The following is a 25663-nucleotide window of genomic DNA, read 5'->3' on the forward strand; positions in this document are numbered from 1 at the left end:
TTATTAGAATATAATTATGTCACAAGATATTCAATTTATATTATACAATCTTCCAGAAAAGGATGGGAAGGTGCAGGTAATCATCAGATATGAAACCCTTTGGTGTACTCAAAAGGCGATGGCTCAACTTTTTGGTGTGGATAGGACAGTCATTTCCAAACACCTCAAAAATATATTCGAGTCATCTGAGTTACAACAGGATTCAGTATGTGCAAAATTTGCACATACTGCTGAAGATGGCAAAATATATAACACACAGTTTTATAATCTTGATGCTGTTATCTCGGTTGGTTATCGGGTAAATTCGTTGCAAGCCACTCGCTTTCGTCAATGGGCTACTAAAATCTTGAATGAATACATTAAAAAGGGGTTTGTGCTTGACGATGATCGCTTAAAGCAAGGAACAGCAGTATTCGGAAAAGATTATTTCCGTGAATTGCTTGAAAGGGTTCGCTCTATCCGTACCAGTGAACGGCGTATATGGCAGCAGATTACCGACATATATGCAGAATGCAGTATTGACTATGACAAAAACTCGCCTACGACACACGATTTCTATGCTATGATACAAAACCGTTTTCATTATGCTATTACAGGGCAAACGGCTGCTGAAATCATCTATACTAAGGCAGACCATACCCAAGAACACATGGGACTGACCACATGGAAGAATGCGCCTGACGGGCGTATTTTGAAATCGGATGTATCAATAGCCAAAAACTATTTGCAGGAAAATGAAATCCGTCGGTTGGAACGTGCCGTAACGGGATATTTCGATTATATTGAGGATCTCATAGAGCGTGAGAATACGTTTAATATGGAGCAGTTTGCAGCCAGTGTCAATGAGTTCCTGACTTTCCGCAAATATCAGATATTGCCAGACAAAGGGCGAATATCTGCGGCACAAGCCAAGGCAAAGGCAGAAAGCGAATACGATATTTTCAATAAAACCCAACGGATTGATTCTGATTTTGATGAGCAAATTAAAAAGATGTTAGAATAAGGAGAGGAAAAAGACCTCTCCTTAACTCTAAACCCAAGTATCAGACATTCAAATCTTTCATCGCCAATCCATAGTTTTCCTGCCCGAACAAGTCTTGATGGATAAGTTTCAAGCCGAGCGTCTGGTAATACTTGTAGTCATCACCTTCGGTGCAGAGGTATTTGTAACCGTAGCGTGGCATGTACTCCTTGAAGAAACGAGCCAAGTCTTTCAGGCTTTCGGCTTGGTTCTTCTTGAAGTTGCTGCGCACAATGATGATGCTCCAGTCGGGGAAGTTGCCTCTTCCATCGCTGTACTCCCAAAAGCGGATGTAGCAGTCTAAATCACGCTCATGGATGTCCACACAGAAGCCATTGGCATTTTGCATCACGCTACAACTGTTTTTGTAGCCGAACTTCTCACACAAATAGAGGTTGAAATCAAGAATCAAATCGTTTTGTAACATAATTAATTGAATTTAAAAAGTTAATAAATAGTGAATTATAAATGAAAGCCTCGCTTGCGCTTAGCCTTTTTCTTTTTCATCAGGCGATTGAACTCAGCATCCTCTGCGGCAGTAGCATCGTATGATGAACTGCCATTCAACAGACCGAGACTGATACTTGAACCATTATCGAATTGTGAAACGCTTTGCTGCACTTCTTCATCTTTATTCGTGAATCCTTGCTTTGGGTATTTAAATGAGGACTCCCAAGCATTCTGCTCCAATCGGTTGTCGATATTCAAATAGCTGAACTCCCGGCTGACTTTTGAACCGGAGAAAGAAAAACCGTTATACTCAAACTTGATACCCTGTATTTCTCTTGTAGTCCGGCTGACCTTGAATTTCATATCAATGCCACGGTCGGCAAGGGCTTCTTTCAGTTCATCCCAATTTTGAGCTTTGGGCAGTTCCTCTTTCAACGCCTTGTATATCTCATGTTTTGCCCGGTCGTATGGGCGCAAGCGTTCCTCCTTGATATGGTCTTTGCCGTTGGCAAAATGTAATCGGTATTTTGCCGTCAGCATCTTACACGCCTTTTCATTTCTGCGGAAGTCGTTCTTGTCGCTAATCGTTTTACCGTCATTGTCCACCCGATTGAAAACGATGTGACAATGCGGATGTTCACGGTCAATATGCCGGGCGATGATGTTCTGCGTGTTTTCGATGCCCATCAGTTTCATGTAGTCGTGGGCGATTTGCAACATCAACGCATCATCAGACTTCAGGCGTTCGCCATCTTCAGGAGAGAAGTTGAGCGAGGTGTGTCCGACAATATTCTTTACCTTGTCATTGAGCAACGCTTGTAATTCAAATTGCTCCGCCATCTGTTCGGGTGAGCCATCCACTCCGACAGCTTCCAACAGTTTGGATTTCTTCTCTTTAAGGACATAGCGGACACAACCGCCGAACGATGTCCCTTTGGTTTGTTTACCTATCATCTTTCAGTTGTTTTATAAGTTGGTTAATATGCTGTGCCATCTTCTCGCATCTTTTGGCGACGGCAAAGAATCCGTAGGTGTTTGCCTGCTTCGCCAACTGGTTAAGATTGGTGCTTTCACCAATCAACTGACGGATGATGTGTATATGTTCTTTTGTGATTCGCTCACGCACCGTCCCGTTCTCGATGAGTGAACGGATGACTGCGCTTTGGGTCTGTTTGCTCCGTCTGCAAAGCGCACCAAGCCATGCGTATTGCTGATATGACAGACGGAGTGTTACTGTATATTTCTTTTTCATTTGAATCTGTTTTTAGTGAATAATGTGTGACCATCGGGAGCCGCCTCCTCAGACTTTTTGAGGAGCAAGTGGTCGGGAAATGTAATACACCGACATTAACTTGCTACAGTAAAAAAGTCTCGATTTATCTCCATTTGCTCAAAGTCTGAATCCCCGTTTCTTAGGCGGTGAAACCTTCGGTTGAGGGATGTCTCGTTGTATGCTGATGAGCTTCAAATCGAATGTCTCTATCAGTGTTTTCAAGTTCGGATTCCTCTTAATCATCTGCTGGAGTATGGCTTCATCGGGGCGTACCTTCAGCAGATAATCGGCAATGTCGTACCCTTCTTTTCGTTCGTTTTCGGTTGCTTTGGTTTCCAGATAATCGAACAGTTGTACATCAATTCCATTGCTTTTCATCAATCCAATTTTGCTCTGCCAATAGTCTGTCGCTCCCAAATCGGGGAATAATACAACGCTTCTTCCTGCGAGAACGGACAGGCTGTTGGCATTGAAACAACCGTTCTTTCCGCCTGATGCAATCCATAGGTATTGGGGTAGGTAGTAGGATGCAATGATTGCCGTTTTCTCGCTTTCGACCAATGCAACAGGACGGCTTTTGTCTTCTGGAAGCAGATGTTCACCGAAGAAGCATTGCTTCAAATTATAGCCATCCTTGTGCAGTATGGAGTGTACCCACGTGACGTGATTGTACGGTTCTTTTATCCGCTTACCTGTTGTCGGATTGTAAAGCATTATCTTACCTGTGCGGACTCTGTTCTGATAATCCATTTGCCAAAATACGGTTGCACCGTCCCAATGTTTGGACGTTCCGACTTTGTATTTCTTCATCAGTTTCAAGGTCTCTGGTTCTCCGAATTGAGCCGATAAGAATTGAAACAGTTTGTTGTCGGGATAGCGTTGCAATGACTGATTGACTATATCTAAATCAATGTAAGAAGTGGCTTTTGGCTCAACTTCTTTTATAGGCGCATAGCTCCGAAAGTTATCCTCAGACAACTTTTCTTTCTCAGACGGATTCCGTTCAAAGTAATCACGGGGCGTGAAGTGATAACCACATTTTTGCTCGTGGTCGCAACGACCTACGTAATCAGGGAACCGGATTTGTTTCTCTGTATCGATATACTTTGAAAAACATCTTTTGCGGTGGCAGTTCGGGCAAGTATGCCGGGTGCTGACACCTTTGTAGGGTTCTAATATGAATCTATGTGTACTCATTGTATGTTTCTTTTTATATGTGTCATTTTTGTCGTTATTGTCGTTTTCGCTTGGAAAGTGTCAAAACCGACAAAAATGTCACAGGTTAATCTTTGAATATTCTCCATGCTTCTCTTTGCGGAACAACGTCCCGATATTGTCATTGAGGAAGCGTTGAAATGTCCGCTCCTTCATTCCGTTTTGCTCGGCTACCTGTATAGCTTGGGCAGTAGTAAAGGAAGGAGGCAACAGATTGACTATCGCTTGTTGCTGGCTGTTGAGGGCATTTTCATTCAGAATATTCTGTACGCTCAATGCGGACTCTTTGAAATACTCCGTCAGTTTAATGGCTCTCTCCACGGCCAGCAGGTCGATACACGTCTTGTCACACTCTCCGCAAGTCCATCGTGCCAGTTGGATAATCAGGCAGAAGCGGATGATGTATATCTCCAGCTTGCAATAGATACTTACGATGGTATCATTTGTTTCCCGGTCGCACAGCTCTGAGAAATGGTGCTGCCACTCGTAAAGCCGTTTCTTGGCATCCTCTGAGAAGCAGAGAATTTGCGGGTCAATCTCTCCTTGTTCATTGAGGTTACACTCTGATTGTATAAGTTGGTCAATAATGGCATTCCATTCTTGTTCTATATCTTCCGGCAATTCTTTGTCATTCCATCGTGCCTTCTGTTGCAGATTGGGCATCACAAACAGGATGCGGTCGATAAACCCGTTGCTGGAGCGTTCACCTTTAGCCAACTCGTTCAGGATTTTCTTTTGGATAGTACCAATGACCGATATATACGGACGCTTGATGAAGATGGAACTCTTGGCATTCTTGCGGTCGGATATGGTGGTCTTGGCACTGAATACCGAAAGCCAGAACTGTTCTTCCGAACCGTTGTTGTATCGATTGAAGTTCTTGAACCAAGCGGATAATTCATCGGCCCACAAGCATAGCCCGCGTTTATTTTGCGCATGAATGAGGCTCAATCCTTCGGGCGTTACATCCGAAACCAAGAAGCGTTTGCGGATAGGCTCTTGCGGAAATTGCTCTCCACCGCTTTCCGCACGTTCCTTGCGGCTCATGCTCATCAGCTCATCGTACTTGGCAAGAGCCTTTTCAAATTCCTGATTCTGTCGGTAGTCATAATCAAGAAACGGTTTCATCGCAAAGCTGAGCGGATGGCTTTTGTTAGCTCCCGGTCTTCCAATCAATGCCATATACAGGATGGGGCTTTCCAGCCAGCCTTGTTTGATTTGGGCAAGATGCGTGTTACCTATGCCGACCGCTATTGCCGTAAGGATGGCTGCGGCGATGTAGTCAGTAGGGTAGTTATGGCATTCGTGTACCTCACGGATAATGCGTTGAATTTTTGCCGGGAATATGCTGATGGGGAATGCCGTACCAAACAATCTTGTGCTTAAATCAATCGCTTCATCAATGATGGATGCCGGATTAATAGAATATGTATCCATAGCCCAATTCGTTAAAATTGTACCGATGATTTGGGCTTATGGCGGACACCGCTCTGCATATTAGCAAGCATCTCCTCGTATGTCTGCTCGGCAGTCTTTCTCCGTCCGTTCTCAATCCAAGCGAGAAGTTCGTCCTCATAGAAATAGAGTTTCTTGCCCTTCTTGTAAGCCGGAAGTATCCCTTTGCGTACCAATGTATATATGGTAGGCTTGGCTTTTTTGATGATACGGCAAGCATCCTCAATTTCAACCAATACATGTTTGTCTGATGCCGGTGGTTGAAGTTCCGAAACCATTCTTTTCAACTCAATGACCTGTTCGGTCAGATAACCTACCGCTTCGGGCAGCTTATCAAATGTTACTGTTTCTTTTTGCATACGCCAATCGTTTTTAATTGTTCGACGGCAAAGGAAACAGGTGTTTCAATGGTGGAATCATTCACCAAAATATAACTGATGAATAACTTTTGATGGTAGTTATTGATGATAAGTCATTGATAATTAATTTGTATTATATGTTTGATTATGTTCTTTGTACTAGTTATTAGAAGTTATTGATGAAAAAGAGGTGATTTTTATGAAATATCAGATTTTATACAGATAAAATAACGGTAGTTGAATTTAAGGATGAATAACTTTTTGTAATTTTACCATCAGATTTTGTTCTTAAATGCAATAGAGATGAAAAATAATTTATATTGGAATGTATATAAATCACTTGAACGTGAATTATTAGCTTTAGCAGAGATTATTCATATAGATGATAAACAGCTTGATGTTTATTCAATGAAAATTGCTGATTTATTGATTCGTACAAGTGTAGAAATAGAATCCATATCTAAAGAATTATATTTTAGAGAAGGAGGTACTAAACCAGATGATAAAGATTTATATTTTGATACAGATTGCTTGGCTCTATTAGAGTCAAAATGGCGTTTAAGTAACAAAGTTGTTATGGTCTCAAGTCCAATATTGTATTTGGAACAAGATGAAAATCTATATTTAGTACCACTACATAAAGCATATAAACGAGGTACTAGTTCTTCAGATTGGCAAAAAGCTTATCAAGCAGTAAAACATAATAGAGGAAAGTCGTTACATAAAGGAACCTTAAAACATTTCATACGTTCATTGGGAGCATTATATCTTTTAAATATATATTATCAAGATCAAACTTTTGATTTAGGTTCAAATAGTAATGGAAACTTATTTGATGCGAGTATTGGGTCTTCCGTATTTTCAATACAATTACATCCTTTCCCTGGTATTGATGCATCTGGAACATACAAAAAGAATGGTGATTTTGATAAATGTATGTATTTACTCCAAGCTACAGACAAAACAAAAGAAATTGCACAAAAAACTATAATTGAATTAGATAATAAGCTGATGGAAAAAGTGTTATCGCAAGTGAATCAGGAGTTTGCAACGATGACTGAACCATTAACATCAATTGATTTAAAAGATAAGGTTGCAAGGTCTATAGAAAAATATAAAGCTCAGTTACTGGTTCCCGTTGCAAAGGAAAATGGAATGTTATTGACTAAAGCTTTTAATGATATTCGATATGAGGCTGTTTTAAATAAATGCCAGTATTAATTATGCAATTTTTCTATCTAGTTTGATACGACACTCTGATTCCGTGTGCGACATTTTTCGCTCAATGGTAGATATTTCTGAATCACGGAGGGTATGAGCAAATACTCTTTTGATAAAAGTGGCAGTCTGTAAGCGTGGCTTGCCGAAAGCCTTGCCGATATTCCATCCAAAGTGCATGATGTCGATGGTCTTTAATTGAGAATCAACTTTTATATGTTCGACTTTAGGCTGAGTGTCTGACATGTAATATTCTGTAACATATCCACATAAGCGATTAAGGTCTGTTTCATTAAGATAGAGAACTAGAGTTTGTTTTACATATGTAAGAACCTTATCTAATTTTTCTTGCGATGCTCGTTCTTTTTCAGCCATAGCGGTAGCATGGTATATCTCGTATTCTGATGGCTGGCTGGATTCTTCTATAGAAGTATTGCTGGATGTAGGGGGGATGACTACTTCTTTTGGAAGTTCCGCCACATTTTCACTGGATTTAGAAAGTGAGGGAATAGAAATTTCTTCTGTGGTGTCAGATGTAGTTTCAACTTTTTGTTCAGATTCAGAAACGATAAGTTCTGTATCTATGGCACATTCAATAACTTCATGATGTTCTATTGGAATTTCAGTTATCACCGTTTTGTTGCGATAACACTCAAATCTCATAAAGCATCTTTCTATTGTTGGAGAAAGAAGTTGCCTGAATACCATTTGCAGATTGAGATAGATTGCACCCATAATAATGGAGCATACCACCAAAATGAGGTAGCTGCTGAACTCGTCCCAACCATAGTGTAGTACGGTCTGGCGGGCTAAAACACCAATGATTGCTATTGTACCAAAAACAATCAGATGCAATGTAATATGTTCTGTCTTTTTCTGCTCCATAGTGATATGTATTAATCGTTTGTGCGCAAATATATGTTGTTTGTTGGAGATTCTGATACAAAGTCAAATAAGTGGTAGCATTTGTCCTCGATATGTAGCATTTTTCTATGCCACCTGTGCCACAATAGAAAAGGAAAGTCCGACATAGGCTAACCTACATCGGACTTCTATGTTGGGGGTATCAGCAATTATAAGTGTTAGCAGAGCTTATTGGAATAAATAGCGATATGTCCCTCTGCTTGAAGGTAGCTTTATTGATAAACCATTTTCTAAATGCAGCAGAATGTCCTGTATCTATTTGATAGGACAGAGCTATAACCATATCGAAATTATACACATCGGCATTGTTCCCATTCTCCAATTTGATATACTTGCAAACTTCGTGGTTCTTCAAAACATTGACTTTCAGGATTTTCTTAATTGCTGTATGGATAGTTCCAGCCGTTGTATAAAACAAGTCTGCAAGCTCCCAAGTGGTCATCCATACTTCGCCATCAGAAATATAGATGCCTTGTCCGTTGTTGGTTATGATTCCTCGTTTCATAGCTGCAATTTACTTGAGTGATATTTTATTGGCTGTTTCTCGCTTCTTGGAATTGACCAAATCGGCATATATTTGAGTCGTGGACACGTTCTTATGGGTTAGCATCTTTGAAACAGTGTAAATATCTGTACCCAAGGATATTTGTATGACCGCATACGAATGTCTGAACCCGTGAAAGGTTATCGGTTTCGTTATTCCTGCCTTTTTGAGCCAGCTTTTCAGTGGATAATTAATCATACTCCGTTTCAAGTCCTTGAATACTTTGCCTGTTCCGGGTGTGCCGCATAGTTCGTAGGCTTCGTAACTGATGGGAAGTGTCGCTTCCGTCTGGGTTTTCTGTGTTCTGATACGCAAGCAATAGCCTTGGTCGGGAGCGATAGTGAAGTCTTCCCATTGCAGGTTTAGAATATCACTGATGCGTAAGCCTGTTAGACAAGCGAATAAAGAAGCTGCTTTCAAAACTGGGATGTCGCAAGGAGTGGCTGCGAGTTGCTTCACTTCGTCCAATGTCAGGTATTCTTTCTTCACATCTTGTGGTTCAATCTTATCAAGGTAATCATTAATGTTCTCCCGAAACCACTTGTCCCGATAGGCAATTTTCAACAATCCTCTGAATGTAGAGTAGTAGCCGGATGCCGAATTGAGAGATATGGGGCGGTTGCTGTGTTTGAGTTGCTTGGCGTTCAACAGATACTCACGGAACTTCTTGCATAAATCCACATTCACATCGCCAAAGGTACATTGCCCTTTGACGAAGTTGTAGAAATGCTGATAAACGAATTGCCATTTCTGGTCTTTGTTCCGGCACATCTTTTTGAAGTAGGCGAGGAAATCGGCTTTTTGCTTGGTTTTATCCAAGAAACCGAACTCTTCGTTAATGAGTGATTGTACTCTGATACAACGAATAGCCTCTGCCTTGTTCAACATGTCGTTGTTGAACTCACGTTCCATCTCGTTCTTAGGATGGGCATAGATGTAGATACCGAGGTATTCCCTGCGGCTCATCTGCATCGTTTCGGGGTTACGGACTGCCGGATAATAATCCAGATACAAGGAGATGCGATCATTCCGAATCGCTCTTTGGCGAACTGTTACTTTTGTACACGTGTGTGACATACTGTTTAATATTTAGAGTTTTACATTTGTTTGGTGCAAAGGAATAAGGTGATTCAATGGTGGGTACATTCACCGAAAAATAACTTATTCAATCTTTGGGGCTGCGAGTAGCTTATCCAATTCCGGTTGGGAGATAAGCGTGTATTTGCCTTTTTTGACCTTGGGGATATTATGATACTTTGCATAGTGATAGAGTTGGTCTCGGGTGAGATTGAACTTCTCCATCGCTTCGGTTACCGTATAGTATTGCGGTTCTTCTGGTATGGCAATTCCCTTGGCTATATCTACGTGCTTCTTGGAATAGTACACCATGATGCCCTCTTTCTTCTTGGGGATGGCATTCTTGGAAACGAAACAATAGATGGCAGATAGGGTCATGCCGAACTTCTCCTGCATTTCTTGGGTACTATACCATTCAGTAATATCAGGATTCGGGGCTTTCTTGGTAAAGTAAGCATCTATATGTTTCTTGCTCCAGTAGGTCTTGCCACGATTGAAAGTTCGGGGGATGTTGTTCTTCTTGGCTACCACAAATATCCATGACTCGTTTACATGGTATTTCTCTTTCACTTCGGCAGTGGTGTAGAAGTCGGTGATGGGAATGGTGTCTTTAGGCTGTCGCTGTTCATAGGGACGAGCTTCTAACATTCGGTCAATATCTCCTTTACGGATAAAAGATAACCTGCTACTTATGCGGAATGCTTGCAGCTTTCCAGCATATACCATTTTATAGATGGCTTGTTTGCTCAGCCCTAATAAAGTTGCAGCCTCTTTGAATGACAGATATTCTTTGTCCTTAAAATCAGATATGGGTTGTTCTCTGATGACCGTTTGGACTTTGGTTTCTACTTCTTGTATTCTCTTTTGCCGAACAGCTTCCTTGTATGCAAGGTTGCTACATCGATGAGAACAGAAACGTGTTGTTAGTTTTTGGGCATAGAATGTTGTGCCACACCATTCACATACCTTCTTGATTTTCATTTTACTTGTTGCCATATTCGTTACTTTTAGAGGTTTATTTCTCTTGTTATTTCTCCATTTTGTTCAACTATCGTAAATCATAGTCAACCACAGTCAACTTTCTCCACGACCTTTCCGACCTAAAATCGGAGAGTAACAAGCGAGCAACAAATGCGGTACAAAAATGAGCTGAAAAAGCCCTATAAACGATAACCATCGCTTATAAGGCTAAAAAGAAAGGCGTTCAAAATGAACGCCTTAATAATCATTGATGTTATATGCTAATCGTTGGTAACCACCACTTACTTGCCGATGCAAAAATGTGCAAATATATTCTGTAGCACCATATCATTGGTCACTTCCCCTGCTATATCGGATAAATGGAAAATACATTCACGTATGTCTTGTGAAAGAAAATCCCCGGAAATATTTGCATCCAATCCTTCTTGTACCCGGTGAATTGCATCCAACGCACGTGTCAGTGCTTCGTAATGACGGACATTCGTTACAATAACATCATTCTGTGTGACTGTTGGTAAATGGGCAGCTGCTACAAGTTTTTGTTGGAGTTCATCCGTGTGCTGACGTTGTTTCGCAGAAATAAAAATAGATTCTATTTCCGAACCGACATGCTCGGAAAGTTGTGAGGTAAGTTCATTTTTCTGAGTTTCATTTATCAGTTCTACCTTATTAAAGACTAAAATCAATTGTTTGTGTTCACAACGAGGAAGAATCTTATCGGAGAGTAGTTTTAGCTGTGAGATTGCGTCTGCTGAATCAATTATCCATAGTACAATCTCTGCCTGATCGAGTTTTTGAAAAGTTCGTTCGATACCCAGACTTTCAATCATATCGTTAGTTTCCCGAATGCCGGCTGTATCGATAAAGCGAAAAGTGATACCACCTATATTTACAGTATCCTCAATGACATCGCGTGTTGTGCCGTGAATGTCACTGACAATTGCCTTATCTTCGTTCAACAGAACATTAAGTAAGGTAGATTTTCCTGCATTGGTTTCTCCGATAATAGCTACCGGAACACCATTCTTTATAGCATTTCCTACACTGAACGAGTCTACAAGGCGTGCGATCACCTTCTCAATTCCGTCAGCTAACTGGCGCAAGGCAGATCGGTCGGCAAATTCCACATCTTCTTCACTGAAATCCAATTCCAGCTCAATCATTGATGTGAAGTTCAATAGTTTCTCGCGCAATATTGCCAATTCCTTGCTAAATCCGCCACGCATTTGACTCAGAGCAAGACGATGGGTGGCGGCAGAAGATGAGGCTATTAGGTCGGCTACAGCTTCGGCCTGGCTTAAATCCATCTTACCATTGAGGAAAGCTCGTTGAGTGTATTCTCCTGGCTGTGCGGTACGGCATCCGTTTTTTATCAGCAATTGCATTACTTGCTGTAGAATATAGGATGAGCCGTGACAAGTGATTTCAGTACTGTCTTCCCCCGTATAGGAATGTGGGGCCCGGAAAAGGCTGACGAGAACCTCGTCTATCAGTTCTTCTCCGTTATAAATTCGGCCGAAAGTTAGCGTATAAGGCTTTTGTTCACTCAGCAGCTTTCCGGGTTTAGCCGGAGTAAAAATACGACTGGTGATGGTTATTGCTTCAGGACCGGAAACACGAATGCTTCCGATGGCTCCTCCTTGAGCGGTTGCTATGGCGCAAATTGTGTCTTGATTCATTATCTATTTCATTTTGAGTGGCAAAGATAGAGCTTTCTCTGTAAAAAACAGAGTAAACAGATAGAAGTTATGCTTTATTATTTTATCTTTGCTCGCATACAGCAAGACAAATTTTATGGCTATGGGACACGCAAAAGATTCATTTTCGGGGATGGAGAATATTGAAAAATTAAAAGAGGATTACCAGAAGATCACTTCTGTTTTGGCCGGACATCAGATTGCATTCTGGGAATACGATATTCCCACGGGCGAATGTAATTTTACAGATGAATATTTTAGTATCTTGGGTTTAAAGGAAGCAGGAATTGTTTTCAGAGAAATTAATGACTTTTATCGGTTTGCTCATCCGGATGATGTTACTTCTTATCAAACAGCTTTTAACCGCATGCTTGAGTCGGATACAAAGACTTCTCAAATAGTAGTGCGTTGCTTGGGAGAGCATGGAAAAACAATTTGGCTTGAAGATAATTTCATTGCGTATAAGAAGAATAAGGAGAATGGTTCTGATAAAATTATAGCATATACTGCCAATATTACTTCACGCTGTGAAAAAGAAGTGCAGATCAGACAGCTTGAAGAGCGAAACCGGAAAATTATTGAGGCACTCCCTGAGTTTATATTTATTTTTGATGATAATTTCTTTATCACGGATGTATTGATGGCACCCGGTACGGAACTTTTACATCCGGTAGAAGTCTTGAAAGGAGCAGATGGGAGATCTATTTATTCAGAGGAGGTCAGCGAATTGTTTATCAGTAGTATACGTGAATGTCTGAAAAGTGGAAAACTGAAAGAAATAGAATATCCTTTAGATGTAGAAACCGGCAGACATTATTTTCAGGCGCGTATTGCTCCGTTTGAGGGGAATAAGGTATTAGCTCTGATTCATGATATAGGTGACCGGATACGGCGCTCGCAAGAATTGCTTGATGCTAAACGGCGGGCAGAAGAGGCGGACCGGATGAAATCGCTGTTTCTTGCTAATATGAGCCATGAAATACGTACTCCTTTGAATGCGATTGTCGGTTTCTCGGAGATAATAGCTCTGACTGAGGATGAAAAGGAGAAAGAGGAGTATTTAGGGATTATCCAGCAGAATAGTAATCTATTGCTGCAACTGATCAATGATATTCTTGATTTGTCACGCATAGAGTCTGGTAAATCGGAAATGCACTGTCAGTTGACAGAAATAAGCGGGCTGGTAGATGAAGTGTATAAGGTACACCGTCTTAAAATGAAGAAAGGGGTCGAACTAAATGTGATTCGTCCATCAGATGAAATCTGGATTTCGACGGACAGAAATCGTGTAACACAGGTATTGTTTAATTTCTTATCGAATGCAATTAAAAATACGATTGAGGGGAGCATCACCTTTGGACTTGTAAAAGAGGAAGAATGGGTGAAATTTTATGTGGCAGATACCGGTTGTGGCATTTCTAAAGATAAGCTCCCTTTGATATTTACCCGTTTTGAGAAGTTGAATGATTTTGTACAAGGTACAGGATTGGGTTTACCTATCTGTAAAAGTATTGTGGAACGGTTAGGAGGTCGGATCGAAGTGGAATCCGAGCTTGAGAAGGGGAGTACTTTCACTCTTTATCTGCCCAATAAGCAAGAGCAAAAAGTTACGGTTGCGGAAAGAGGAAATGCAACCGTCACTGTGGGACTGAGCAACCGGCAGAAGAAGATACTGATAGCGGAAGATGTGGAGTCCGGTTATCTGCAGATTAATGCCTTTTTGAAGAAAGAATATACAATTCTTTGGGTGCCAAATGGAGAGGAAGCAGTAAAAAGTTTCATGCGTGAGAAGCCCGATCTGATTCTGATGGATATCCGAATGCCAGTGATGAATGGTATTCAGGCGACAGCTAAAATTCGTGCAATTTCGCAAGAGGTACCGATTATTGCGGTTACAGCATATGCATTCTGTCCGGAAGGGGAGCAGGCTATTGAAGCAGGGTGTAACGAAGTGATTGCGAAACCTTATCCTCTGGAAAAGCTGAGAGAAACTATCAAAGCTTATTTGCAGGAGGGAAGATAAGCCTGTTTTTCGATGCAACAATTTATGATATAGAGTGTTATGTAGAAAACAAATAATACTGTATAGATAAATTGGATTATGAAGAAAGTTGTGATAATCGGAGCCAGCGGCTTCGTGGGTTCGGCTATTCTAAATGAAGCTTTGAACCGTGGATTTCATGTGACGGCGGTAGTTCGTCATCCTGAAAAAATTAAGATTGAGAATGAGAATCTGGAAGTGAAGAAAGCCGATGTCTCTTCATTAGATGAAGTTTGTGAAGTTTGTCAAGGTGCCGATGCCGTGATTAGTGCTTTTAATCCGGGTTGGAATAACCCTAATATATATAAGGAAACCATTGAGGTCTATCTAACGATTATTGATGGTGTGAAAAAGGCCGGAGTCAACCGTTTTTTAATGGTGGGAGGGGCCGGTTCATTGTTTATTGCTCCGGGTATTCGTCTCGTTGATTCGGGAGAAGTTCCCGAAAAAATATTGCCCGGGGTGAGGGCTTTAAGTGATTTCTACCTTGATTTTTTGAAGAAGGAAAAAGAGATTGATTGGGTCTTCTTCTCACCGGCAGCAGATATGGCTCCGGGAGTACGTACCGGAAGATACCGTCTGGGTAAGGATGATATGATTGTAGATATTGTGGGTAACAGTCATATTTCCGTAGAAGATTATGCCGCTGCCATGGTTGATGAACTTGAAAAGCCGGAGCATCATCAGGAACGTTTCACCATAGGGTATTAAACGGACGGTATCTCTCAAGATAATTAAGATAAAGTATTGCACATCCCCGGGCGTCGGAAAGGGCTTCGTGGTGCTTAAGTTCAATTCCCTCCCGTTCGCAGCAAGCACTCAGATTGACTGGTTTATATCCCAAAGAACGGTAGATTCGGCAGGTACATTCCCAATGTTCCGGAAGTAATAGTTCGTCATAGTCCAGTCTGTACATCTGCATGGTGCGTTTTAGTACATTACGGTCGAATTGCTCATTATGTGCAACTATTACTTTTCCTTGCAACCGCTTTTTTATTTCAGGATAAATGGCATGAAACCCCGGAAGTGATTCCGTCATTTCCGGGGTTATTCCATGTACGAGGATATTTGCACGCCAGTATTCATTCTCCGGTGGTTGAATCAGGCTGTAATATTCATCCGTAATTTCTCCGTCGGTAACGGTGACAATACCTACGGCACAGGCACTTTTCATGTATCCTGTGGCTGTTTCGAAATCAATGGCGGCAAATGATAGATTCATCAGATTCGGTCAAGAACAGTTTTTATTAATGTATCGATGGTATTTTTATAGCCCGTATTCGCTTCTTTGATCAAACGGTTGGCTATAACCATACAGACTGTCATGGCTTTGTGTCCCATCAGCTTGCCGAGGCCGGCAAGAGCGGAACTCTCCATTTCAAAGTTAGTTATTTTATAACCCTTGTATTCAAACTTTTCGATTTTGTCATTTTGGTTGGGATCTGCCAAAGGAACACGAAGTTCACGTCCTTGCGGTCCGAAAAAGCCTCCCGCTGCAATGGTAACTCCACGTACCATATCATCTTGAGCAATACGGTCAATCAATTCAGCATTGGCATCAATCACATAAGGGGCAGGAGCGCATATATTGCCAGACCAACCCATGTGGTTCAGAAATGCCCGCTCAAAAGGAAGATCGCAAACGGCATTGCGTCCGGCATAAAAATTCAATAGACCATCAAAACCGATTGATTTTTCGGAACAGACAAAAGTTCCAACCGGTGTATTGGGTTGCAGTCCCCCACAAGTACCGATACGGACTAATTCCAATGACCGAAGGTGCTCTTTCTCTTCCCGTGTCTGAAAGTCGATATTTGCCAGAGCATCCAGTTCATTAATCACAATGTCGATGTTGTCGCAACCGATACCTGTAGATACGACCGTTATTCGCTTGCCTTTGTAAGTTCCGGTTATAGTCTTAAATTCGCGGCTTTCCACTTCGCATTCTTTGTTTTCGAAGTGAGAAGCTACGAGAGCCACCCGTCCGGGATCACCTACCAATATAACTTTGTCTGCCAACCATTCCGGCTTTACATGCAAATGAAATACCGAACCATCTTCATTAATGATTAATTCGGAGGAAGGAAAATACTTTTTCATGTTATTGAAAGGTTTTAGTTTTATAAATAAGTTCACCACAAATTACATAGATTAACCACTCTTTTTAAGAGATTATTCTTCTCCAATCAGTTGTGGTATGCTGTGTAGTTTGTGGTGAATGATTTCTCTTTAATCACCCAGTGGTTTGCTGGTAGATCCGCCAATTGGCTTAGCTATATTTTCACGCATTGAGGTGTCAGCCTGGATGTTTTTCATCTTATAATAATCCATAATACCAAGATTTCCATTGCGGAAAGCTTCAGCCATGGCTTTGGGGACTTCTGCTTCTGCTTGAATCACATTAGCTCGGGCTTCTTCTGCTTTGGCTTTCATTTCCTGTTCGGTAGCCACAGCCATTGCGCGACGCTCTTCTGCTTTGGCTTGCGCAATATTCTTATCGGCATTTGCCTGGTCTATCTGTAGAGCAGCACCAATATTCTTACCTATATCGATATCGGCGATATCAATAGAGAGGATCTCAAAGGCAGTACCTGCATCGAGTCCTTTGCGTAGTACCAGTTTTGAGATAGAATCAGGATTCTCAAGTACTGACTTATGGTTTTCAGAGGAACCGATTGATGAAACGATACCTTCGCCTACACGTGCCAGGATTGTATCTTCACCGGCACCACCCACCAATTGGCGGATATTGGCGCGTACCGTCACACGTGCTTTGGCTATCAACTGGATACCGTCTTTGGCAACAGCTGTTACGGGAGGTGTATCAATAACTTTTGGATTAACTGACATCTGTACAGCTTCGAAGACATCACGGCCTGCGAGGTCAATAGCAGTAGCCATCTGGAATGGAAGTTCAATATTGGCTTTTGATGCCGATACCAGCGCATGAACTACCCGTTCCACATGACCGCCTGCCAGATAGTGTGCTTCAAGTTCGTCACGGGTTATGTTACTCAATCCCGCTTTATGTGCTTCGATCATACCGGGTACGATGATGTAGGGCGGAACATTACGGATACGCATCAGGAAAAGTTGTACCAGTGAAATATTAACTCCCGATACTTTGGCTGACAACCACAGGAAGAAAGGTACATAATGAAAGAAGAGAACCAGGAAGATAATACCTCCTGCTATCAAGAAGATAGTCAGATACATGGGTTCGACATTCATAATTGTGCTTGATTTTAAATGAATATTAGGATTTTAGTTTTTCGACAAAGATTATTCCATCAGTGATCCGATTGACTATAATCGGAGTTTTTTCATTCAGTAAACCGTCCATTGATTTTACTTCTATGATATTCCCATTGATTTCAGCATTGCCAATCTGAGCCAGGCGGGTAACTGTGATACCCGTATCGCCCACTTTTACTTTTTCGGCAGCACTTCGGTCTATTTTGGATGTTATATCTTTCTTCAATGCGAGCTTATCCAGAGTTTTCGATCGCATAAACCAGACAAGCGAACCGATGCAGGCGACTCCTGAAATGATAAGTGTTGTGAATCCCGCCCCTGTCCCCAGATTGACAAAAGCGTAATAGTTGGCATAGATGATGCAAACCAAAGCCGAAATACCGGCAAGGCTGATACCCGGAATCACAAACAGTTCAACTAAAAAGAGTATTACTGCTGCAACAATCAATGCAATGATGATCAGTACATCCATAATTGGGTTATTTTAAATTTTGTTTTTCTGCGTTCCGGACTTCGATAGCCTGTTTATCCAGTTCTTTCGACATTTGGAATATCCTTTTCTCAAGATCACGGATAGCCGGAGCCATTTTCGTTTGTTCGTCTTTGTTAGACCGTGCAAATCCCTCACGTTGGTTAGTTAGTTTGTTAGTTTGCTGACGGTAGTCTTTCTCCATCTGTTCGTATTTCAAATACAGTTGTTTGGCTTTAGGAGATTTGAAATCCGTCAAATGATGGTAGGTAGAATGGTCGTCAATAACAAACTCAAAATCGAAGTTTTGTTGTATGTCAGGTTTGTGGTTAATAGCTGCTTCAAGGCGTTGGCGGGCATTATCCACTATTTTCTGATCTTTCCAGGTACTCTCCAAAGAATGGAGGTGAGCTAACCCGATTATTTCTTCCGGATTCATTGCTTCGTAATTATAAGTCCGTTTGGATTCATTGGGTACGAAAACGTATATACAAACCTTGTCCTCGGGTTGGTGACGGTCGGAAGCGAACCATCCCAGATTATTGTATTCATCGATGACATACATATAATCGTTGTAAGGAGAGTTGAAAGGCATTCCTACATTTTCCGGAACCAGATAGGTATCAGTATTAGTGTTATATCGGGTCACAAAAATATCGTATCCTCCCATAGAACCATCGCCGTCGGAAGCATAATAGATAGTCACTCCATCCGACAATACGTATGGGTAATTGGCGTTTCCCGAGGCATTAATACTTCCCGGAAGTGGTTTCCCTTGACTCCATTCATCCAACATTTTGGTCTTGGACAGGATATTCAGGTTTTCTTCTCCTTGTTCGCTGTAATAAATGCGATTTCCGATTTCTGTTTCATAAACCGTTCCCGGATGATAACCTTTGGTTTTGAAATAATCATTGTAAGTGAAAAGTTTACCTGCCTCTTCACTTATTTTATAAGCTTTCAAGAAGTCGACCTTGTCTACTACAAAGCTATCGATGACACATACGTCTTCTACTCCTTTCAGCATGCGAAGATTTCCTTTTGCCTTTTCCAGCAGTTGTTCCGCTTCTTCTGTGGGTTTCTTTCGTTTTGATAGGTCAGCTATGTATGTTTCATAGCAGTCTACCGCATCCTGAAACCGGTATAGATCATTGTAAGTTTGCGCAAGGTACAGCTGCCCGCTCGGAATTCGCTTTTTTACTGCAGTTTCCAGATACTTCAACGCTTCGGCTGCATCACCGGTTTTAAGACAACATACGCCATACCATAGATTATAATTACCGTTTGCCGGTTGCGATTTAACATATTTCTGGAAAACGGGTTTGGCTTCAGCATATTGTCCTTTACCGTACATACCCCTTGCTTGTTCCAAGGTTTGTGCCGATACGCTTGTCAGGAGAAAGCATAATAGAAAGAATAGAATATTTTTTTTCTTCATAAATGGTCTCGGGTTATTATTCGGAAGTTCAAAAATACAAATTAATTGGAAATAAACCTTTTTTCTCTTCTTCTATTATGTTAATTCTTCTTTAAATCATTCTTTTCTCTTACTTTTGCAGCCGATTTTTAAAAGAGTTATGGCACAGATTACGGAAGAAGAGAAAACCATTCGGCGTATCGAAAAACGGTTTAATAGAGGGATAGTTCAATATGGACTGATAGAAGAGGGAGATAAAGTGCTTGTCGGTCTTTCGGGAGGGAAAGATTCTTTGGCATTGGTGGAATTATTAGGTAAACGTTCACGTATTTTCAAACCTCGTTTTTCGGTGGTGGCAGTACATGTGGTTATGAAGAATATTCCCTATCAGAGTGATTTGGATTATCTTCGTGCACATGCTGAAAGTTATGGAGTTCCGTTGGTTGTTTATGAAACCTCATTTGATCCTTCTACTGATACCCGCAAATCTCCTTGCTTTCTTTGTTCGTGGAATCGGAGAAAAGCCTTGTTTACAGTTGCCAAAGAACAGGGGTGCAATAAGATTGCTCTCGGACATCACATGGACGATATTCTGGAAACACTATTGATGAATATTACATATCAAGGAGCATTCAGCACAATGCCTCCACGGTTAGTAATGAATAAGTTTGATATGACTATTATTCGTCCGATGTGTCTGGTGCACGAAGCAGATCTGCTGGAACTCACGCAGATACGTGGATACAGGAAGCAAGTAAAAAACTGTCCATATGAATCGCAGTCGAGCCGTAGTGATATGAAAGGAATACTCCGCCAATTGGAAAAGATGAATCCGGAAGCCCGATATAGCCTTTGGGGAAGCATGACGAATGTACAGGAAGAGTTACTGCCTAAAGAAGTCGAATTTTAATTTCAAATATAAGTATGAAAGGTGTTTATGCAATTTCGTTATTGATTGTTTCCAATATTTTTATGACTTTTGCCTGGTATGGGCATCTGAAACTGCAGGAGACAAAAATGATCAGTAATTGGCCTCTGTATGGCGTGGTTTTGTTTTCATGGGTCATTGCGCTGGCAGAATATTCTTGTCAGGTTCCGGCCAATAGATTGGGGTTTAGTGGGAACGGGGGGCCATTTTCATTAATGCAACTCAAAATAATACAAGAAGTGATCACTTTGATCATATTTACTGTCTTTTCTACTTTACTGTTTAAAGGAGAGTCATTACATTGGAATCATGTGGCTGCTTTTGTCTGTTTGATAGCGGCTGTATATTTCGTGTTTATGAAGTAGGCAGTTTGCGTCGGTATCTCCCGAAAGAATATCCCCGGAGAAAGGATATACATATTTCTCCGGGGATATTCTTTTTATTTATCAAGATATTGTTCCATGTTTTTTGTGAAATAGCTTTTCAACTCCCCTTTCTCATCACTGTAGATAAAATAAGCACCTATGTTGGGGTGTGATTTTGTAAATGCCTCCGCTTCATCCAATCCCATTACCATAAAGGCTGTAGCCAATGCGTCGGCGGTCATGCAATCCTCTGCAACTACGGTTGCCGAAAGAATGTTGTGTTGTACCGGATATCCGGTACGGGGATCGATGGTATGGGCATACTTTTTGCCATCTTTATAATAAAAGTTACGATAGTTTCCGGAAGTAGCAATGCCGACATCTGTCAACTTGAGCGTTGTTTGTATCTCTTGATTGAGGGATAACGAATCGTCTACCGGTTTGTTAATGCCGATTCTCCATGCTTCATCTTTGGGATTCAGTCCCTTTACGACCAGTTCTCCACCTATATCGATCATGTAGTTCTTAATACCTTTGCTATCCAGATACCGCGCTACCACATCTACTGAATAACCTTTGGCCACTGCACTGCAACTTAACATCACTCGGGGATCTTCTTTTATTACTTTGCCGTCTTCCAGTTTCGCTTTTTGGTAACCTGTGATTTGGAGCAGGCTGTCTATCATGGTTGAGTCAGGGAAGGCACCCTTCTTGAAACCGAATCCCCATGCGTTAGCCAACGGAGCTACTGTAATATCGAAAGCTCCTTGGGTTTCGGCTGAGATTTCCATGGATCTGTTGAAACAGGTTTGGAAGAAAGTATCCGTTACAATTTCTTCGTTACGGTTGACACGGGTAATAACAGACGTGTCATTGAAAGGGGAGAGGGAACCGTCGAACCTCTTTAATTCAGCGTCAATTTCTGTTTTCAGATTACCGTCATATTGATAAGTAATATTATATACAGTACCGAATACAAGGCCGTTGATACTGTTGTAAGGTACCTGTTTATTGCGTTGAGCTAATATCCAGATTGTTCCCAACAGAAGGATAGCCAGCCAAATAAAGCTTTTTCTTGTTTTCTTTTCCATAATGAATAAAAGTATGCAAGCGACAAACCTGTTTATGATTTTCCAGGGTCTTGTGGCTTGTGGTTGATAGCTAATTATTAAAGAATAAGTGTTCTATTAATATTTTGGTTCCGATAAGGATCAGTATAATCCCTCCCCATAATTCAGCACGGAGCTTTCGGGCAATACCACATCCAAAGCGGATGCCGAAGATGAGCCCTATAAGAGACATCAGAAAGGAGACAAATCCGATAATGCCCACCGGGTAAAGGATGGACGAGCAACTCTTAATACCCAGGAAAGCGAAAGACACTCCTATAGCCAATGCGTCAATGCTGGTTGCTATAGCCATTGTTATCACAACTTTCAAGCTTGCCGGATTAAATCTTTGGCAACAATCTTCTTCTTTAAAGGATTCTTTAATCATCCGTCCTCCCAGGAAAGCCAAGATGGCAAAGGCGATCCAATGATCAACCGATTCGATAAGATGACTGAATGTACTTGCTCCCAGCCACCCTAATAGAGGCATGATAGCTTGAAAAAGTCCAAAAAAGAATGCCATGACGAGCATGGGCCGCCATTGGATACGTTTTAAAATAATACCGCTTGCAATAGAGACAGCGAGACAGTCCATCGCTAAACCAATTGCAAGCAGCCAAATTTCTAATCCTGTCATGTCGTTAAAATGGTAGTTTATAAATCAGGGTATATGTGATACCTATGTTTGAAGAGTCATATTCACCGAACCCCGGTACATACCATGGATTTCCATGTTCGTTGACTGAAGCCGAGGTCTTGAACTTAAAGCGTAAGGTCCATCCCATATAGAATCTTTTATAGATTTGAACGTTTACTCCGGCTACTAACTCAAGCCATTGCATATTGGATTTTAGTCCATTGTAATGATAAGGTACACTTCCTCCCCAGATACCGTCTATTAATCCCGGATTGGCCATACTTCCACCATAAATAGGGTCGGAAAAGGGTGTACTTGAGATGTCGTATTTGAAACTGCTGAATCCATAACGCAGTCCCACATACAAATATTCTTTAACGACATTATAATCTACTCCGATACGGAAGTAAGGGGCTGCACTTTTGTAATGGATACCATTATCGCTCCAAGTATCTGTCTGTCCGAAACCTATTTCTGCTGTGGGGATAAATTTCCTTTTTAAGTTCACCCGTACATTTACTTCGGAACTTAGAAAATCCCCTCCAAGTAGTTTACTGCCTAACCCAAATAAGTCTACACCTACATACGTACCATTATAAAATGGAATCGTATCCACTTTTATCTCCTCTTTAGCTTTCTCTTTTGTGGAGGGACGTGCATTCGGTCTTTGTTGTTGTGCATGGAGCGGAAGACTGAATGCAAGGCACAGCAGACTAACGATTGTAGCGGTAGAATATTTTAAGATTTTCTGTTCCATTAATGTTAGCTGCATTTGATTTGATATATATGGAGTCTATGCTATGATATTTCTTTTTATTGGTATCTGTATAATCGATCGGATGAATACTGATAATGTTTTGTTTCATACTGTATCCACAATCCATCGATTGGAAGTAGGGAGTATTGGTTTGTCGGATAACCATTGTGTCTCTTAACAGGGGGGTATAATGAAACACAAGAATGGTAGAGTCACTTGTGTAGCGTAGAGGAAGGGCGATATCATGAACCTTTTTTTGATTATTGATGATAATTGAGTCAGTTCCGAACGCTGTTACAGTCAGAGAGTCAAGAGTGTCGTTCAGTACGGCTTTTGTTTCCGGATTGATGGTATACATATTGGCATAAACCATCGGACGTCCGGTCATGGAGCAGTCGCTCTCTTCCGAGCAAGCAGAAAAGATAGCACCGGTCAGTGGGTAAGCTATCATCAGGAAGAGTATCAGTTTTATTAATTTTTTCATCGTACAGGTTTCATTTATCATTCATTATATTATTTTTTCTATCAGGTAATTGTTACGTTCCGGAGCGTTTCGTGAGATCAGTTCACCAAGGAAACCAGCCAGGAATAGCTGTGTTCCGATAATCATGGCAGTCAGTGACAGATAAAAATAAGGGGAGTCTGTTACCAGGCGGTAAGGCATGCCGTGACTCATATTGTATAACTTGCTGGCTCCTACAATAACCACTGAGATGAATCCCAGTATGAACATCAGTGAACCTAACAATCCGAAAAAGTGCATCGGCTTAATGCCGAATTTGGAAAGGAACCAGAGAGAGATTAAGTCAAGATACCCGTTGAAGAAACGGTTCCACCCGCCAAATTTGGTCTTTCCGAATTTACGTGCTTGATGATGTACCACCTTTTCGCCGATCTTCTGAAATCCGGCATTTTTTGCCAGATAAGGGATATAGCGGTGCATTTCTCCATATACTTCGATGTTCTTCACTACGGCTTTACGATAAGCTTTCAGTCCACAATTAAAGTCGTGGAGGTTATGTATTCCTGAAACTTTGCGTGCGGTCGCATTAAATAATTTGGTAGGCAAAGTTTTCGATAGCGGATCGTATCTTTTTTGTTTATATCCTGAGACAAGGTCATACCCTTCTTCGGTAATCATGCGATATAGTTCCGGTATTTCGTCGGGACTATCTTGCAAATCAGCATCCATAGTGATTACTACATCGCCTTCGGCTCGTTCGAATCCGCAATATAGAGCAGGTGATTTCCCGTAATTTCGTCGGAATTTGATGCCTTTTACTGTGCTCGACTGTTTTTGGAGTGATTCGATAATTTCCCATGAACGGTCGGTACTACCATCATTTACAAAGATAACTTCGTACGAAAAGCCATTGGCTTTCATCACTTTCTCAATCCAGGCATAAAGTTCCGGGATGGATTCTTCTTCATTGAACAACGGTACTACAACAGATATATCCATTTTTTATATGAATTAGATATTATAAATTATAGAGGTTGTACCTCCGGTGATTTGGGCTTTCGCATTACAAATAAGGCAGTGGGGACGGCTAATATGCTGCCATAGAACACATTTTGCGACATCAGTTGCATGGTAATGTCTATCGGTGTCAATGTACTGATCATTTCCATCACTTCTTTGAGTTGTCCGATATAACCTTCTACGCCTGGTACATCTTTATTAGTCAATTCGTCAAACATTCCCATATAGGTGTTTACAATAAAACCATGGTCGATGAACCGGAAATAAATATAATGAGCTACTGCCGTAAGGAGTGCCGCAAACATATACATAAAGACAATAAATACCCATGCTTGCAGAAAACGGATGGAACCGCCACATACTTTGTCGCGATAGGTGCGTGCGTAATAATATCCCATAAACGGAACTCCTAAAGTCAGTCCGAAAAACAGGAATAAAAGAAATGGAATAGATAATCCCAGTGGGAATAGAATGAACTTAAGTATCCAGTATACTCCCATATAGGTGCCAAAATGCATGGCATATTTTTGTAAGTTACTTCTGCTCTCTGTCATTTTATAAATAAATAGCGCACAAAGGTACAAATAATATTGGTTGGTATGGAATTTATGCCTGTTAAAGTTAATAAAGCTATCCGGACAGAAAAAAAACATTTTTTTTTCGATTTTAAATCTCTGAAAAGTAGATGCTTACTGATGAGCCTTACAAAAAAATGCAAGCTCCCTATTGCAGGTTTAATAAAAATACCTACCTTTGCACCCGGGTAAGTCCTATACGGCCAGCTCCCTTCGAATCCTCCAGGGCTTGATCGCAGCAAAGGTAGTTGGTTGTAGCGGCGCGATATAGTAAGCTTACCCACTTGCCTCTTTAGCTCAGTTGGCCAGAGCACGTGATTTGTAATCTCGGGGTCGTTGGTTCGAATCCGACAAGAGGCTCAAAAAAAAGAAAAGCATCTCGGCACTGAAAAACCTCTGTTTTTTCAGATCAG

The 25663-nt window shown here is 41.2% G+C and carries 28 protein-coding genes and 1 tRNA gene; 7 read left to right on the forward strand and 22 right to left on the reverse strand.

Going from position 1 to position 25663, the window contains the following annotated elements:
* Positions 1-16 precede the first annotated feature (16 nt).
* On the forward strand, positions 17-1003 hold the full coding sequence (locus JZY04_RS02980; protein ID WP_007766224.1) for a virulence RhuM family protein: 987 nt from the start codon (positions 17-19) through the stop codon (positions 1001-1003).
* 40 nt (positions 1004-1043) lie between these two features.
* On the opposite strand, the gene JZY04_RS02985 is transcribed toward JZY04_RS02980, so the two are convergent.
* From JZY04_RS02985 to JZY04_RS03010, 6 genes are all read right to left on the reverse strand, one after another.
* Positions 1044-1448, reverse strand: a complete 405-nt coding sequence (locus tag JZY04_RS02985) for a hypothetical protein (protein WP_007766225.1) — start codon at positions 1446-1448, stop codon at positions 1044-1046.
* 35 nt (positions 1449-1483) lie between these two features.
* Positions 1484-2425: a relaxase/mobilization nuclease domain-containing protein gene (locus tag JZY04_RS02990; protein WP_220577407.1), complete on the reverse strand. Its 942-nt coding sequence runs from the start codon at positions 2423-2425 to the stop codon at positions 1484-1486.
* Positions 2415-2723 (reverse strand): MobC family plasmid mobilization relaxosome protein, encoded by a 309-nt coding sequence (locus tag JZY04_RS02995; protein WP_220577408.1) that lies wholly within the window; start codon positions 2721-2723, stop codon positions 2415-2417. The genes JZY04_RS02990 and JZY04_RS02995 overlap by 11 nt, the downstream gene beginning before the upstream one ends.
* 138 nt (positions 2724-2861) lie before the next feature.
* Positions 2862-3941 carry a DUF6371 domain-containing protein gene (locus JZY04_RS03000; RefSeq protein WP_220577409.1) on the reverse strand — a complete coding sequence of 360 codons (1080 nt, stop codon included), beginning with the start codon at positions 3939-3941 and terminating at the stop codon, positions 2862-2864.
* A gap of 78 nt (positions 3942-4019) precedes the next feature.
* Positions 4020-5396, reverse strand: coding sequence for a DUF3987 domain-containing protein (locus tag JZY04_RS03005; protein ID WP_220577410.1), 1377 nt, complete (start codon positions 5394-5396; stop codon positions 4020-4022).
* Positions 5397-5407: 11 nt separating this feature from the next.
* On the reverse strand, positions 5408-5773 hold the full coding sequence (locus JZY04_RS03010; protein WP_195357330.1) for a helix-turn-helix domain-containing protein: 366 nt from the start codon (positions 5771-5773) through the stop codon (positions 5408-5410).
* Positions 5774-6076: 303 nt separating this feature from the next.
* Between JZY04_RS03010 and JZY04_RS03015 the strand changes: the two genes are divergently transcribed.
* Positions 6077-6994, forward strand: coding sequence for a hypothetical protein (locus JZY04_RS03015; protein ID WP_220577411.1), 918 nt, complete (start codon positions 6077-6079; stop codon positions 6992-6994).
* Here the strand turns inward: JZY04_RS03015 and JZY04_RS03020 are convergent, their stop codons facing one another.
* From JZY04_RS03020 to mnmE, 5 genes are all read right to left on the reverse strand, one after another.
* A complete protein-coding gene (locus JZY04_RS03020; protein ID WP_220577412.1) occupies positions 6995-7876 on the reverse strand; it encodes a mobilization protein in 882 nt (293 codons plus the stop codon).
* Positions 7877-8057: 181 nt separating this feature from the next.
* On the reverse strand, positions 8058-8420 hold the full coding sequence (locus tag JZY04_RS03025) for a lipofamily protein (protein ID WP_220577413.1): 363 nt from the start codon (positions 8418-8420) through the stop codon (positions 8058-8060).
* Positions 8421-8429: 9 nt separating this feature from the next.
* On the reverse strand, positions 8430-9536 hold the full coding sequence (locus JZY04_RS03030; RefSeq protein ID WP_220577414.1) for a site-specific integrase: 1107 nt from the start codon (positions 9534-9536) through the stop codon (positions 8430-8432).
* A gap of 84 nt (positions 9537-9620) precedes the next feature.
* Complete coding sequence (locus tag JZY04_RS03035; protein ID WP_220577415.1) at positions 9621-10532, reverse strand: helix-turn-helix domain-containing protein; 912 nt, start codon at positions 10530-10532, stop codon at positions 9621-9623.
* 266 nt (positions 10533-10798) lie between these two features.
* On the reverse strand, positions 10799-12196 hold the full coding sequence (gene mnmE, locus JZY04_RS03040; RefSeq protein ID WP_044300725.1) for a tRNA uridine-5-carboxymethylaminomethyl(34) synthesis GTPase MnmE: 1398 nt from the start codon (positions 12194-12196) through the stop codon (positions 10799-10801).
* Positions 12197-12317: 121 nt separating this feature from the next.
* Here mnmE and JZY04_RS03045 point away from each other — a divergent pair, with 121 nt between their 5' ends.
* Entirely contained in the window at positions 12318-14237 is a 1920-nt protein-coding gene (locus JZY04_RS03045; RefSeq protein ID WP_122143103.1) for an ATP-binding protein, read from the forward strand.
* 78 nt (positions 14238-14315) lie between these two features.
* Positions 14316-14966 (forward strand): NAD(P)-dependent oxidoreductase, encoded by a 651-nt coding sequence (locus JZY04_RS03050; protein ID WP_044300727.1) that lies wholly within the window; start codon positions 14316-14318, stop codon positions 14964-14966.
* On the opposite strand, the gene JZY04_RS03055 is transcribed toward JZY04_RS03050, so the two are convergent.
* The 5 genes from JZY04_RS03055 to JZY04_RS03075 form a co-directional block, all read right to left on the reverse strand.
* Complete coding sequence (locus JZY04_RS03055; RefSeq protein WP_122143102.1) at positions 14950-15477, reverse strand: 3'-5' exonuclease; 528 nt, start codon at positions 15475-15477, stop codon at positions 14950-14952. The two genes, JZY04_RS03050 and JZY04_RS03055, sit on opposite strands and share 17 nt — an antisense overlap.
* Positions 15477-16355, reverse strand: coding sequence for a nucleoside phosphorylase (locus JZY04_RS03060; RefSeq protein WP_005807914.1), 879 nt, complete (start codon positions 16353-16355; stop codon positions 15477-15479). Before JZY04_RS03060 ends, JZY04_RS03055 begins: the two co-directional genes overlap by 1 nt.
* Before the next feature lie 129 nt (positions 16356-16484).
* A complete protein-coding gene (gene floA / locus JZY04_RS03065) occupies positions 16485-17486 on the reverse strand; it encodes a flotillin-like protein FloA (protein ID WP_005807912.1) in 1002 nt (333 codons plus the stop codon).
* A 25-nt stretch (positions 17487-17511) separates the two neighbouring features.
* Positions 17512-17982, reverse strand: coding sequence for an NfeD family protein (locus JZY04_RS03070; RefSeq protein ID WP_005782627.1), 471 nt, complete (start codon positions 17980-17982; stop codon positions 17512-17514).
* Between the two features lie 7 nt (positions 17983-17989).
* On the reverse strand, positions 17990-19417 hold the full coding sequence (locus JZY04_RS03075; RefSeq protein ID WP_122143101.1) for a tetratricopeptide repeat protein: 1428 nt from the start codon (positions 19415-19417) through the stop codon (positions 17990-17992).
* Positions 19418-19556: 139 nt separating this feature from the next.
* Here JZY04_RS03075 and JZY04_RS03080 point away from each other — a divergent pair, with 139 nt between their 5' ends.
* Together JZY04_RS03080 and JZY04_RS03085 are read left to right on the forward strand one after the other, a co-directional pair.
* Entirely contained in the window at positions 19557-20306 is a 750-nt protein-coding gene (locus JZY04_RS03080; RefSeq protein ID WP_122143100.1) for an ATP-binding protein, read from the forward strand.
* A gap of 14 nt (positions 20307-20320) precedes the next feature.
* Complete coding sequence (locus JZY04_RS03085; RefSeq protein ID WP_005782624.1) at positions 20321-20689, forward strand: DMT family protein; 369 nt, start codon at positions 20321-20323, stop codon at positions 20687-20689.
* Between the two features lie 74 nt (positions 20690-20763).
* Here the strand turns inward: JZY04_RS03085 and JZY04_RS03090 are convergent, their stop codons facing one another.
* From JZY04_RS03090 to JZY04_RS03115, 6 genes are all read right to left on the reverse strand, one after another.
* Positions 20764-21780, reverse strand: a complete 1017-nt coding sequence (locus tag JZY04_RS03090) for an FAD:protein FMN transferase (protein WP_122143099.1) — start codon at positions 21778-21780, stop codon at positions 20764-20766.
* A gap of 70 nt (positions 21781-21850) precedes the next feature.
* The gene (locus tag JZY04_RS03095) at positions 21851-22435 is read right to left on the reverse strand and encodes a manganese efflux pump MntP family protein (protein WP_005782622.1); all 585 of its coding nucleotides are present in this window, start codon (positions 22433-22435) and stop codon (positions 21851-21853) included.
* Positions 22436-22439: 4 nt separating this feature from the next.
* Entirely contained in the window at positions 22440-23192 is a 753-nt protein-coding gene (locus tag JZY04_RS03100) for a DUF6048 family protein (protein ID WP_005782620.1), read from the reverse strand.
* Complete coding sequence (locus JZY04_RS03105; protein ID WP_005807901.1) at positions 23149-23676, reverse strand: DUF6452 family protein; 528 nt, start codon at positions 23674-23676, stop codon at positions 23149-23151. The genes JZY04_RS03100 and JZY04_RS03105 overlap by 44 nt, the downstream gene beginning before the upstream one ends.
* A gap of 24 nt (positions 23677-23700) precedes the next feature.
* Positions 23701-24654, reverse strand: coding sequence for a glycosyltransferase family 2 protein (locus tag JZY04_RS03110; protein ID WP_122143098.1), 954 nt, complete (start codon positions 24652-24654; stop codon positions 23701-23703).
* A 26-nt stretch (positions 24655-24680) separates the two neighbouring features.
* Positions 24681-25229: a DUF4199 domain-containing protein gene (locus tag JZY04_RS03115; RefSeq protein WP_032530334.1), complete on the reverse strand. Its 549-nt coding sequence runs from the start codon at positions 25227-25229 to the stop codon at positions 24681-24683.
* Positions 25230-25536: 307 nt separating this feature from the next.
* Here JZY04_RS03115 and JZY04_RS03120 point away from each other — a divergent pair.
* Positions 25537-25610: transfer RNA gene (locus tag JZY04_RS03120), tRNA-Thr, on the forward strand.
* Positions 25611-25663 lie beyond the last annotated feature (53 nt).

This window comes from Bacteroides sp. 11BF, from assembly GCF_019633765.1.
GTDB classification, from domain to species: Bacteria; Bacteroidota; Bacteroidia; order Bacteroidales; family Bacteroidaceae; genus Bacteroides; species Bacteroides hominis.

Coding starts and splice junctions, on each gene's coding strand:
- JZY04_RS02980 (WP_007766224.1), top strand. CDS start 17: ATGTCACAAGATATTCAATTTATATTATACAATCTTCCAGAAAAGGAT.
- JZY04_RS02985 (WP_007766225.1), bottom strand. CDS start 1,448: ATGTTACAAAACGATTTGATTCTTGATTTCAACCTCTATTTGTGTGAG.
- JZY04_RS02990 (WP_220577407.1), bottom strand. CDS start 2,425: ATGATAGGTAAACAAACCAAAGGGACATCGTTCGGCGGTTGTGTCCGC.
- JZY04_RS02995 (WP_220577408.1), bottom strand. CDS start 2,723: ATGAAAAAGAAATATACAGTAACACTCCGTCTGTCATATCAGCAATAC.
- JZY04_RS03000 (WP_220577409.1), bottom strand. CDS start 3,941: ATGAGTACACATAGATTCATATTAGAACCCTACAAAGGTGTCAGCACC.
- JZY04_RS03005 (WP_220577410.1), bottom strand. CDS start 5,396: ATGGATACATATTCTATTAATCCGGCATCCATCATTGATGAAGCGATT.
- JZY04_RS03010 (WP_195357330.1), bottom strand. CDS start 5,773: ATGCAAAAAGAAACAGTAACATTTGATAAGCTGCCCGAAGCGGTAGGT.
- JZY04_RS03015 (WP_220577411.1), top strand. CDS start 6,077: ATGAAAAATAATTTATATTGGAATGTATATAAATCACTTGAACGTGAA.
- JZY04_RS03020 (WP_220577412.1), bottom strand. CDS start 7,876: ATGGAGCAGAAAAAGACAGAACATATTACATTGCATCTGATTGTTTTT.
- JZY04_RS03025 (WP_220577413.1), bottom strand. CDS start 8,420: ATGAAACGAGGAATCATAACCAACAACGGACAAGGCATCTATATTTCT.
- JZY04_RS03030 (WP_220577414.1), bottom strand. CDS start 9,536: ATGTCACACACGTGTACAAAAGTAACAGTTCGCCAAAGAGCGATTCGG.
- JZY04_RS03035 (WP_220577415.1), bottom strand. CDS start 10,532: ATGGCAACAAGTAAAATGAAAATCAAGAAGGTATGTGAATGGTGTGGC.
- mnmE (WP_044300725.1), bottom strand. CDS start 12,196: ATGAATCAAGACACAATTTGCGCCATAGCAACCGCTCAAGGAGGAGCC.
- JZY04_RS03045 (WP_122143103.1), top strand. CDS start 12,318: ATGGGACACGCAAAAGATTCATTTTCGGGGATGGAGAATATTGAAAAA.
- JZY04_RS03050 (WP_044300727.1), top strand. CDS start 14,316: ATGAAGAAAGTTGTGATAATCGGAGCCAGCGGCTTCGTGGGTTCGGCT.
- JZY04_RS03055 (WP_122143102.1), bottom strand. CDS start 15,477: ATGAATCTATCATTTGCCGCCATTGATTTCGAAACAGCCACAGGATAC.
- JZY04_RS03060 (WP_005807914.1), bottom strand. CDS start 16,355: ATGAAAAAGTATTTTCCTTCCTCCGAATTAATCATTAATGAAGATGGT.
- floA (WP_005807912.1), bottom strand. CDS start 17,486: ATGAATGTCGAACCCATGTATCTGACTATCTTCTTGATAGCAGGAGGT.
- JZY04_RS03070 (WP_005782627.1), bottom strand. CDS start 17,982: ATGGATGTACTGATCATCATTGCATTGATTGTTGCAGCAGTAATACTC.
- JZY04_RS03075 (WP_122143101.1), bottom strand. CDS start 19,417: ATGAAGAAAAAAAATATTCTATTCTTTCTATTATGCTTTCTCCTGACA.
- JZY04_RS03080 (WP_122143100.1), top strand. CDS start 19,557: ATGGCACAGATTACGGAAGAAGAGAAAACCATTCGGCGTATCGAAAAA.
- JZY04_RS03085 (WP_005782624.1), top strand. CDS start 20,321: ATGAAAGGTGTTTATGCAATTTCGTTATTGATTGTTTCCAATATTTTT.
- JZY04_RS03090 (WP_122143099.1), bottom strand. CDS start 21,780: ATGGAAAAGAAAACAAGAAAAAGCTTTATTTGGCTGGCTATCCTTCTG.
- JZY04_RS03095 (WP_005782622.1), bottom strand. CDS start 22,435: ATGACAGGATTAGAAATTTGGCTGCTTGCAATTGGTTTAGCGATGGAC.
- JZY04_RS03100 (WP_005782620.1), bottom strand. CDS start 23,192: ATGGAACAGAAAATCTTAAAATATTCTACCGCTACAATCGTTAGTCTG.
- JZY04_RS03105 (WP_005807901.1), bottom strand. CDS start 23,676: ATGAAAAAATTAATAAAACTGATACTCTTCCTGATGATAGCTTACCCA.
- JZY04_RS03110 (WP_122143098.1), bottom strand. CDS start 24,654: ATGGATATATCTGTTGTAGTACCGTTGTTCAATGAAGAAGAATCCATC.
- JZY04_RS03115 (WP_032530334.1), bottom strand. CDS start 25,229: ATGACAGAGAGCAGAAGTAACTTACAAAAATATGCCATGCATTTTGGC.